This is a genomic window from Rhizobium aouanii (assembly GCF_037002925.1).
Taxonomy (GTDB): Bacteria; Pseudomonadota; Alphaproteobacteria; order Rhizobiales; family Rhizobiaceae; genus Rhizobium; species Rhizobium aouanii.
Window position 1 is genome coordinate 36,871 of sequence record NZ_JBAMYD010000005.1, and the last position, 10,060, is coordinate 46,930.

At 61.4% G+C, this 10,060-nt stretch carries 7 protein-coding genes; 5 read left to right on the top strand and 2 right to left on the bottom strand.

What is annotated here, in order from left to right:
- Window positions 1-58 precede the first annotated feature (58 nt).
- The 5 genes from V8P77_RS10260 (at window position 59) to corA (ending at window position 8,099) form a co-directional block, all read left to right on the top strand.
- On the top strand, window positions 59-1,132 hold the full coding sequence (locus V8P77_RS10260; RefSeq protein WP_335912275.1) for an efflux RND transporter periplasmic adaptor subunit: 1,074 nt from the start codon (window positions 59-61) through the stop codon (window positions 1,130-1,132).
- On the top strand, window positions 1,129-2,214 hold the full coding sequence (locus tag V8P77_RS10265) for an efflux RND transporter periplasmic adaptor subunit (protein WP_335912276.1): 1,086 nt from the start codon (window positions 1,129-1,131) through the stop codon (window positions 2,212-2,214). The genes V8P77_RS10260 and V8P77_RS10265 overlap by 4 nt, the downstream gene beginning before the upstream one ends.
- Window positions 2,211-5,285, top strand: coding sequence for an efflux RND transporter permease subunit (locus V8P77_RS10270; RefSeq protein ID WP_335912278.1), 3,075 nt, complete (start codon window positions 2,211-2,213; stop codon window positions 5,283-5,285). Before V8P77_RS10265 ends, V8P77_RS10270 begins: the two co-directional genes overlap by 4 nt.
- Before the next feature lie 249 nt (window positions 5,286-5,534).
- Window positions 5,535-6,644 carry an alpha/beta hydrolase gene (locus tag V8P77_RS10275; RefSeq protein ID WP_335912884.1) on the top strand — a complete coding sequence of 370 codons (1,110 nt, stop codon included), beginning with the start codon at window positions 5,535-5,537 and terminating at the stop codon, window positions 6,642-6,644.
- 411 nt (window positions 6,645-7,055) lie between these two features.
- Window positions 7,056-8,099 (top strand): magnesium/cobalt transporter CorA, encoded by a 1,044-nt coding sequence (corA, locus tag V8P77_RS10280; RefSeq protein ID WP_335912279.1) that lies wholly within the window; start codon window positions 7,056-7,058, stop codon window positions 8,097-8,099.
- A 51-nt stretch (window positions 8,100-8,150) separates the two neighbouring features.
- On the opposite strand, the gene V8P77_RS10285 is transcribed toward corA, so the two are convergent.
- Window positions 8,151-8,921 carry a phosphotransferase enzyme family protein gene (locus tag V8P77_RS10285; protein WP_335912281.1) on the bottom strand — a complete coding sequence of 257 codons (771 nt, stop codon included), beginning with the start codon at window positions 8,919-8,921 and terminating at the stop codon, window positions 8,151-8,153.
- Window positions 8,918-9,823 (bottom strand): MBL fold metallo-hydrolase, encoded by a 906-nt coding sequence (locus tag V8P77_RS10290; protein WP_335912282.1) that lies wholly within the window; start codon window positions 9,821-9,823, stop codon window positions 8,918-8,920. The genes V8P77_RS10285 and V8P77_RS10290 overlap by 4 nt, the downstream gene beginning before the upstream one ends.
- Window positions 9,824-10,060: the final 237 nt, after the last annotated feature.

Consider the following 10,060-nt stretch of genomic DNA (forward strand, 5'->3'; position numbering starts at 1 on the left):
ATTGACTAATACGTCAGTCAATTATATAGGAGCTGCCGTTGAGAGCAAGAGGTCAACTATGAGAACCATTCTGGTCGCCACAGCGATCGCATGCGCCATCGGTCTCGGATCATGCAGCGATGAGCGCGGGCCGACTGAGCCAACCCCACGGCAGGTCAGCGTCGTCGTCGCCAAGCCTGAGCCGCTGGTCCAAGGTGGCGCGATCACCGGAGACGTCCGCGCCCGTGTCCAGACCGATCTGTCCTTCCGCGTCAGCGGCAAGATCATCGAGCGGCTGGTGGAAGTCGGACAGTCCGTGAAGGCGGGGCAACTGCTCGCCCGCATCGATCCGGAAGAGCAGAAGGCAGACCTGGATGTGGCGGCCGCCAATCTTCAGTCGGCTGAGGCGCAACGGACCCAGGCGCAGCTTGCCTTCGACCGCCAGCAGAGCCTGTTTCGAACCCAGGTGACGACGCGGGCGGCGCTCGACCAGGCGCAGGAGGCGCTTCTGTCCGCGCAGGCATCGACGAAGTCGGCGCAGGCGCTGTTGGAAACCGCTGAGGACACCTTGTCTTACACAGAGCTGAAGGCGGACGCCGACGGGGTGATCACCGCCCGCAATGCTGAGGTCGGGCAGGTGGCGCAGGCGGCACAGGTCGTCTTCACGCTTGCCCATGATGGCGACCGGGATGCCGTCTTCGAAGTGGTCGAAAGCGCGTTCCTGCGCCCGATCGACGGTGACGGGACCGTGACCCTTCTGTCGAGCCCCTCGCAGAAGATTGCGGCGAAGATCCGCGAGATTTCGCCGACCATCGATTCTTCCACCGGAACCATCAGGGTCAAGGTCGCGATATCGAGCGACGCTCCCATTCCCCTCGGCGCTCCCGTCGTCGGAAGATTCAATTACGTCTCGCAGGACGTCATCCAGCTTCCCTGGTCGGCCATGACCTCCAAGGGCGGCAAGCCGGCCGTCTGGATCGTCGATCCCGCATCGTCTGCGGTTTCGGCAAGGGCAGTGGACGTCGCCGGCTACGAGACCGGCAGCTTCATCGTCAAGTCAGGCGTGTCGGAAGGAGATGTCGTGGTGACCGACGGGACCAAATTCCTCAGGCCGGGTGAAATCGTGTCTTATGTCAAGGAAGCTTCCAAGTGAGTATTCATCTCAACATAGTCGCACTGATGGTGGGCACGGCCCTGATCTCCTCCTGCGCGCCGCAGGAGGAAAGCAAGGAGGAAGCGCCCCGTCCCGTGCTGTCGATGACAGTCAAGCAGACGCCCGCTACGAGCCTGGGCCTCACCGGTACGATCGAACCGACGATCGAGACCGAACTCGGCTTTCGGATTCTCGGGCGGATGATCGCCCGCAACGTCAATGTCGGTGATCTCGTCAAGAAGGATGACGTCGTTGCCGCCATCGATCCGCTAGCGCTGGAGCTTGCTGTACGCAACGCTCAGTCGGACGTCGAAAACAGCGACGCCCAACTCAGAAACGCGGTGACCACCGAGCAGCGCCAGCGCGCGCTGCTGGCGTCGCGCTCCGGCACCGAAGCTTCACTCGAAGAGGCAGAGCAGGCAAGGCGAACCGCCGCAGCCGCCGTCGCCAAGGCGCAGGCCAATCTCGACAAGGCCAAGGAGCAGCTCGGTTATGCGCAGCTTCGGGCGGAATTCGATGGTGTGGTGACGGCGACTTCGGCCGAGGTCGGCCAGGTGGTGTCGGCCGGCCAGACGGTCGTCACCATCGCCCGGCCGGACAAGCGCGACGCCGTTGTCGATGTCCCGCAGGCCGCCGCCCAGAAACTGAAGACCGGCGCGCCCTTCGAGGTGACGCTACAGCTCGATCCGACCATCCGCACGTCCGGGACCGTGCGTGAAATAGCGCCGGAGGCGGAGACCTCTACCCGCACGAGCAGGACCAAGATCGCGCTCACCAATCCGCCGGAAGCCTTCAGGCTCGGCTCGGTCATCAGAGCCTCTGCAACCATCGCCGCGGATCCTGAGATCGTCCTGCCTTCCTCGGCAATCCTTGCGGGCAGCGACGGCCCGAGCGTCTGGATTGTCGATGCGCCTGCCAGGAAAGTATCGCTTCGCCGCGTGAAGATCGACGGTGACGTCGAAGACGGAGGCACCATCCGCGTCACCGAGGGGCTCGCCCCGGGGGAAAGGGTGGTCGTGGCAGGCGTGCATAAACTTGAAGATGGCCAGACCATCAGGATCGACCAGGAGATCAGCCAGTGAAGTCCTTCAATCTTTCCGACTGGGCGCTCGAACACCGTTCGCTCGTCTGGTACTTCATGATCGTCTTCATTCTCGCAGGCGCCTTCTCTTACGTGAAGCTCGGCCGCGAGGAAGACCCGAACTTCACGATCAAGACGATGGTGATCACCGCGCAGTGGCCCGGCGCCTCCGCCGAAGAGGTGACGCGGCAGGTGACCGACAGAATCGAGAAAAAGCTCCAGGAACTGGAATCGCTTGACTACACCAAGAGCGAGACCGTTGCCGGCCAGACGACCGTCTTCGTCGAGCTGCTGCCGACGACCAAGGCAAAGGATGTCGCGCCGACCTGGCTGCGCATCCGCAACATGATCGCCGACATCAAGGGCGATTTCCCCACCGGGGTCGTCGGTCCTTTCTTCAACGATCGCTTCGGCGACGTCTTCGGAAACATCTACGCCTTCACCAGCGACGGCCTTACCCAGCGCCAGCTTCGCGATCTCGTGGAAAACGCCCGCTCCGAAGTCCTGACCGTGCCCAACGTCGGCAAGGTCGATGTGGTCGGCGCCCAGGACGAAGCGATCTATCTCGAATTCTCCACACGCCAGATCGCCGCACTCGGCATCGACCAGCAGTCCGTCATCAACACACTGCAGGCGCAGAATGCCGTCACGCAGTCCGGCTTCGTCGACGCCGGGCCGGAACGCATCGCATTGCGGGTGAGTGGCCAATTCACCTCCGAGGAAAGCCTGAGATCGATCAATCTTCGGATAAACAACCGCTTCTTTCCGCTGAGCGACGTCGCCACGATCAAACGCGGCTACGTGGATCCGCCCTCGTCGCTGTTCCGCTTCAACGGCCAGCCGGCGATCGGGCTTGCCATCGGCATGAAGCAGGGCGCCAATCTGCTGGAGTTCGGCGAGGGGCTCGACGCGCAGATGAAACGTGTCGTCGCTGACCTTCCGATCGGCGTGGACGTCCACCGCGTTTCCGATCAGCCGGCCGTTGTCGACGAAGCTGTGTCCGGATTTACCCGCGCGCTTTTCGAGGCGATCGTCATCGTGCTGATCATCAGCTTCATCAGCCTTGGTCTTCGCGCCGGCATGGTGGTGGCGATCTCCATACCTCTCGTGCTCGCCATCACCTTCGTGGTGATGGAATATTCCGGCATTTCGCTTCAGCGCATCTCGCTCGGCGCACTCATCATCGCGCTCGGGCTACTTGTCGACGACGCCATGATTGCTGTCGAGATGATGGTTGCCCGCCTGGAGGCGGGCGACGATCTGAGGAAAGCCGCCACCCACGTCTATACATCGACCGCCTTCCCGATGTTGACGGGGACGCTCGTCACCGTTGCCGGTTTCATCCCGGTCGGTCTCAACAACAGCGCCGCCGGTGAGTTCACCTTCACGCTTTTCGTGGTCATCGCAGTTTCGCTGATCGTTTCCTGGGTGGTGGCGGTGCTGTTCACGCCGCTTCTCGGCGTCACGATCCTGCCGAAGACGGTGAAATCGCATCACGAGAAGAAGGGCCGCTTCGCTTCCGTCTTCTCTTGGCTTCTGGGGCTGGCGATGCGCTGGCGCTGGGTCACCATCATCCTCACGGTCGGCGTCTTCGCACTTTCGATTGGCGGCATGGGGCTGGTGCAGCAGCAGTTCTTCCCCAATTCGGACAGGACCGAGCTCGTCATCGACTGGAATCTCCCCAACAACAGTTCGATCGCCGAAACCAACAGGCAGATGGCCAAGTTCGAAAAGGAGATGCTGGCCGATAACAAGGATGTCGATCATTGGACGACCTATGTCGGCCAGGGTGCGCCGCGCTTCATCTTGTCCTTTGACGTGCAGACGCCCGACGTGTCGTTCGGACAGACGATCATCGTCACGAAAGGGCTCGACGTGCGCGACAAGGTGCGAGCGGAACTGCAGGACTATCTGACGAAAACCTTCCCCGGCACCGACGCCTTCGTCAAGCTTCTCGACATCGGTCCGCCGGTGGGCAAGCCGGTCCAGTACCGGATCAGCGGCCCCGATATTCAAAAGGTCCGCGACCTCTCCCAGCAGTTTGCCGGCGTCATGGGATCGCACCCGCTTCTGGCGAACATGGTCCTGGACTGGAATGAGCCGTCCCGCGTGGTGAAGGTCGATGTCCTGCAGGACAAGGCGCGCCAGCTCGGCGTATCCTCCGAGGACATCGCCACCGCCCTCAACGGCATTGTCGAAGGCTCGACGGCCACGCAGGTTCGAGACGACATCTACCTGGTCAACGTCATCGGCCGCGCCAGGGCATCCGAGCGCGACTCCATCCAGACGCTGCAGAACCTGCAGCTCTCCACCTCCAACGGCAAGGTCGTGCCGCTCTCTGCCGTGGCGAATTTCCGCTACGAGCTCGAGCAGCCGACCATCTGGCGTCGCGACAGGCAACCCACCATAACGGTCAAGGCGGCCGTCGTCGGTCCGACGCAACCGGCCACGATCGTCGAACAGCTCAAGCCGAAGGTCGAAGAATTCCAGAAAAACCTTCCCGTGGGGTACAAGGTGGAAGTGGGTGGCGCGGTCGAATCCAGTGCAGATGCCCAGGGGCCGATCGCAGCGGTCGCTCCGCTGATGCTGTTTACGATGGCGACGATCCTGATGATCCAGCTACAGAGCTTCAGCCGCCTCTTCCTGGTGTTCGCGGTTGCGCCGACCGCCCTGATCGGCGTGGTCGCAGCGCTGCTGCTTAGCAACGCTCCCATGGGCTTCGTCGCGATCCTCGGCGTGCTGGCGCTTATCGGCATCCTGATCCGCAACTCCGTCATTCTGGTCGTCCAAATCGAACACCTGCGCAGCGAAGGAATGGCGCCCTGGCAGGCGGTCATCGAGGCCACCGAACATCGTATGCGGCCGATCATGCTGACGGCCGCGGCAGCCACGCTCGCGCTCATCCCGATCTCGCGCGAGATCTTCTGGGGCCCGATGGCCTACGCCATGATGGGCGGCATCGTCATCGGAACCGCGCTCACCCTGCTGTTCCTGCCTGCGCTCTACGTCGCGTGGTTCAGGATCCCGAGGGACGAAGGCGTTCGGGCTGAAGCCGCAGCGGCAGGGGTATGAAGCAGTCTTCGACGGCCATCGCCCACGGCCGCCGCGGCGGCCGCTGCAACACGGGCCGCGATGAAATGTGTGGGGTGGCGCAGGCGATGCCATCCCACGCGGGAACGAAAACGACATGCCGTATGACGAGATTGGCTGAAGCATGCGCCGGAGAGCCTTGATCCCAAGGGAAATTTATCGATGACGGAACGGTATTCTCCGGAACCCTCGAAGGCAGATCACCGAGAGCTCCTGAAGACCGGGCCGGCAATGATTGCCGCGATCGGCCTGGCGATGCTTGCAGGCTGTGCGACGAGACCATCGCCGGACGTATTGAAGCCAGTTCATCTAAGTCAACTGACTCATGCCGAAGAGGCCCCGGTCAGCGTGAGCGTTCTCGTAGCGACCAACAGAACCCCCGATAGCATACGGGGCGGGTTCGGCAGCGCATGGGCCGACAATCTCACCTATGAGCGGTATGGGTTTTCGGTACCTCCCGACCGAAAGGACACTGCGATCACATATCCGACCGCGACGCCGGATCCCGAACGGCAATTTGCCGTCGTCGGGCGCAAGCAACTTGCAAAGGACGCCTTCGTAGAGGAGGCGCTCCGCTCCACGCAGTCCGATGGCACCGTCGGCATCTTTGTGCATGGCTATAACTACAGTTATCAGGAGGCGCTGTTTCGCACCGCGCAGATCGCCGCGGATGCCAATATTCCGGGCTCTCCGATTCTGTTTTCGTGGCCTTCAGCCGCTGCCGTCGCCGGCTATGTCGCCGACCGCGATGCGGCGCTGTCCTCGCGCAGCGACCTCGATTCGCTTGTCACGTCGCTCGCGGCTTCAGGAAAGGTGAAACGCATCATCCTTTTCGGACACAGCATGGGCGGATTCCTGGTCATGGAGACGGTGCGCCAGCTCAAGCTGCAGCATCGCGACGACGCCATCGGCAAACTGGCGGTGATCCTGGCCGCCCCTGACATCGACGTCGATGTTTTTCGGTCCCAGCTGAAGGATATCGGGCGGATGCCGATCCCCATATCCCTTCTCGTTTCGAAGGACGACCGGGCGCTGGTGGCATCGAGCTTCATAGCGGGAGAGCGGGCGCGGGTCGGACGCCTCGATATCGACGACCCAGTCATCAGGGAGGCTGCCTTGAAGGAAAGGCTTCGGGTCATCGACATCACGTCGATCCAGGCATCCGACGGGCTGGGGCATGACCGCTACGCGTCGCTCGCCAAGTTCGGAGCGCAGCTTGCCTCCTTCGAAAGCGGGAGGCGTTCGACCGCCGGCGACGTCGGCGCCTATGTCTTCGATGCTGCCGGCGCCGCAGTCGCGAGTCCGTTTCGTCTGGCCGGGCGTGTCGTCGGCTCGCAATGACCAGACTGAGGTCAGGGCGGTGATGGCTAGTCCTCAGGCATCACCAAGAGATGTACATAATGTGACTATTTAATTGTCACATGCGCAAATGGAGAGAAAACTTTCCCCTGCGGTCAAATTGACCTCGAGGATATGAATGAAAAGCGCCCGGCAATGGCCGGGCGCCTTTTTATGTCGGGGTTTCCTGTCGTCGCCCGTTTCAGCGGCGAGCGGCAACCGCATAGACGATATTTCCACGGACACATGACGCTGCCCGGCGCCTGGCCAGATGAAGGCGGCTGGTCAGACCCCGCACAGGCACGGTGATGCATGTTTTACGAAATAGCATTATGATCGGCTGAGCGCCTGACCGGCGAAGGGATTGGCCCGCGGATATTTGATCCCGTGCGGGAATGGAGAGGATAGCTGGATTTGGAACGCCTGAAGGATCTGAACGGTATTTCCGCTCTGGCAGACGGGGGTTCCACATCGCCTCCGTATGAACGGCCCGGCGTCGTGGCCGCCGCCGTTTATCAGCATGGGCAACGCATTCGCGACATCAGGATAGAGGAGGCCGGCGAATGGCGAAGCCGGGAGAATGCCGTCGTCTGGATCGGCCTGCACGAGCCTGATGAAGTGCTGCTGCATCAGGTCCAGGCCGAGTTCAACCTCCATGCCTTGGCGATCGAGGATGCGGCGCAGCCCCACCAGCGCCCGAAACTGGAAATTTACGGCGACGCGATGTTCATCGTCGCCCGGACCGCCCATATGAAGGATGACGAAATCGTCTTCGGCGAAACGCATCTGTTCGTCGGTCGCGGTTATGTCGTTTCCGTCCGCCACGGCGACTCGTCCTCCTATCTGGCGGTGCGTCAGCGATGCGAGGCCACGCCGGCAGCACTTGCCCATGGCGAGAATTATATTCTCTATTCCATCCTCGATTTCATCGTCGACAACTACATGCCTGTCATCGAGGTCGTGCAGGAGGAGGTCGAGAAGCTCGAGGATCTGGTGCTGCGCGAACAGCTGGAAAAGTCCGACATCGAGCGGCTTTACATGTTGCGGCGCAAGCTGCTGCGGCTGCGCAATGCTGTGGTGCCGCTGGTAGACGTCTGCCGGCGATACGAGCACATCGATCTTCCCGGCATGGATCCGACGCTCCAGTCGCTGTTTCGCGACGTGACCGATCACGTCCGCCGGGTTCAGGAAGATATCGATGCACTGCGCGAGGTCCTCGCCTTCGCCTTCGAGGCCAGCGTAATGATCGGCCAAACGGAGCAGACGGCAATCGCTCGCAAGCTCGCCGCCTGGGCGGCGATCCTCGCCGTTCCCACCGCGATCGCCGGCATCTATGGGATGAATTTCAACGATATGCCGGAGCTGAAATTCCAGTATGGCTATTTCGTCGTGCTAGGCGTCATCGTCACCTTGTGCCTGGGCCTCTTCACTTTCTTCCGTCGGAAGAAGTGGCTCTAAATATGTGATGCAGGGGGATGTGCGACAGACATTCGGCTTGGCGATGGTACGTCAGCGCAACGCCTTCAGCAGCCGGTCCCGATTGCTGCGAACGTAGTCCATATCGCTGAGATACAGCCGGGCGTCTCCGGCAACCACGTCCTCCATGAACGTCTCATCTCCGGCGGCCGCACTTGTCAGCATGAAATCGACGAGCGCCTGCAGCCGCCTGCAGATCATCTCAGGGAGCTGGAGCCGGTCTTCCATCGTCGCCCCATATGCCGTGCAGAAGATTTCCGCCCGGCGCAGCTGATCGTCGAGGCCGAAGGTCACGTCCGGATTGGCGGGATCGGAAAGCGGCGCCCAGCGGTAGACCGAATAGGCCAGATCCCACAGGCGCGGGGCGGGATGGGCGGTGTCGAAATCGATGATCCCGACAGCTTCATGGTCTACCGTCGCGACATTGTAGGGCGCATAATCGCCGTGGCATATGATCTCGCGCGGCTCCTGTGGCGGCAGCATCCATGTCTGGATCTCGCGATCCGATTCGAGAAACCCTTGAGATGCCAAATGAAAATCGCGCAGAAGCTTGGCTGCGGAAGGCAGCATGCGTTCCGATCCGACAAACCGGTCGCTCAAGTCTTCGCAGACGCGCCCGCTGACATAGCTGACGACTTCCTGGTTCTCGGTTATCTCGATAGGATCCGGCGCTCCCGGAAAGCCTCTGCTCCTGAGATGGCGCAAAAACCGGTGCACCGTCGGCGTCCATGCGCCGGAAGGCCTGATCACGGTATTGCCGTCCTGCCAAATCTGCCCGGTTCGTCCGCCCTCCAACAGTTTCACGTTCCGGCCCCCAGACGTTCTTTATGCGAATTCAGTTTTTCGATATGGGCCTGAACCGTGGCACCAAGGTTTGTCTCATGGCAGTTCCGGTAGAATGCCACCGTGTCGGAAGGCATTCCGTCGGGGATGGGGACGAAGTTTTCAAGCCGCAGGCCGCTTGAACTGCCGAGTTGCGGATCGGCCAGCTGGCTCTCGCTCAAACTGCCGACACGATCGGCCAGGGCTCGGAAATAGGCGAGGTTGTCATCCACCGCCGAAGGAGAGTGCGTCCGACCGTGCGCAGGGATGACCAGTCTTGCATTGAGGTCACGTATCCGCTCGAGCGAGGAACGGATCAGGCGCAGGTCGCCTGCACTTTTGCTCCAGACTTCGGGGATGGGGTATTCCACCGCGTCAACGGCCAGGCAAATGCGAAGTTCGGGAATCCATACGGCGATATGATCGGGCGTGTGCCCCGGCGTATGAATGAGTTCCAGGGTCAGATCGCCGCCGTTGAGGGTCATCGAGCCGGAGAATGTGATATCGGGACCGATGAGGTCGACGTTCCGAAACCTCGACTCCTGGCTCGCCTTGTCCCTCAGGACCTCCCGTGCGGAAGGGTCGCGTAAACGGTCGAGCGCGGCGACATGCGCGATAATCGGAGCGCGCCCGGCAATGGCGGCATTTCCCCAGAAATGATCCCAATCCATGTGCGAATTGATGACGATCAACGGACGAGCGTTCGTCTGTCCCTCGAGCAGGTCCAGCGCCGCCATGCAGAGTTCGGGCGTGCCGAGCGTATCGATCAGGACATTGAACTTTTCGGTGCGGACAAACACGCCATCAACCTCGTCCCCCGCCCTGACGATCACGATTCGATCATCGAGTTCGGGATATGAACACAATTCCACCGATGGATTCACGTCTGCTCGCCTCTATTGCAATCGCAGTGATTTCATTCGGATACATCAAGTCTCGTTCGGGCGCCTGATCTTTCAGAACGGTGCGGGGCGGCGACGGGGCTTCCGTCGGCCAAATGGGTCATCGTCGCAGAAAGCCTAAGACTATCCAATTATGTCGCGAACCTTCAAGGTCCGTCTGCGCAGTTCAAGGCTTTTGACGCGCGTATCGAGCGCGTTCCATCGGTCCCGCGCCGGTAC

What these genes read in the sequence shown, in the direction of transcription:
- V8P77_RS10260 (WP_335912275.1), top strand. Translation starts at nt 59, where the DNA reads ATGAGAACCATTCTGGTCGCCACAGCGATCGCATGCGCCATCGGTCTC.
- V8P77_RS10275 (WP_335912884.1), top strand. Translation starts at nt 5,535, where the DNA reads ATGATTGCCGCGATCGGCCTGGCGATGCTTGCAGGCTGTGCGACGAGA.